Source organism: Pyxidicoccus fallax, from assembly GCF_012933655.1.
Taxonomy (GTDB): Bacteria; Myxococcota; Myxococcia; order Myxococcales; family Myxococcaceae; genus Myxococcus; species Myxococcus fallax.
On sequence record NZ_JABBJJ010000783.1, the window covers coordinates 1 to 427 of the forward strand.

Here is a 427-nt window from a genome sequence, read left to right on the forward strand (position 1 = left end):
TGGAGTTGCCCCCGTCAAATCGGACAGCTCAGGGTTGAGAGTTAGCAGTACGGAACTCGCGGGGTGACTTCATCTTGAGGCCTCGGTGCGGGTGACAGCGGTTGTAGTCGTCGAACCAGGCGGGCAACTGCGCCAGGACATGGGCTGCCGAGGGCAGCTCGTTGACGGAGACGTAGTCGCGCTTGAAGGTCTTCACGAAGGCCTCGGCCATGCCGTTGCTCTGGGGAGAGTACGAGGGCGTGGTGCACACCCGCAGGCCGAGGCTGCTGCCGAAGTCGCGGGTGTCCTTGGCGGTGTAGACGGGGCCGTTGTCCGACAGCCACTCCACCGGGTGGGGCGCCTGGGCGGTACCCGGGCCGAAGCGGGCCTCGAGCGTCTCGGCCATCAGGTCCTGGATGGTGAGCGCAGTGGGAGGCTGGGCCGAGGC

Annotated in this window: 1 protein-coding gene; it reads right to left on the reverse strand. The window is 67.0% G+C overall.

Translation table 11 applies throughout. The annotated features are described in order from the left end of the window. Positions 1 to 28: 28 nt before the first annotated feature. Positions 29 to 427, reverse strand: a 399-nt coding sequence (locus HG543_RS54155) for an integrase core domain-containing protein (protein ID WP_169352735.1), incomplete at its 5' end; no start/stop codon positions are given.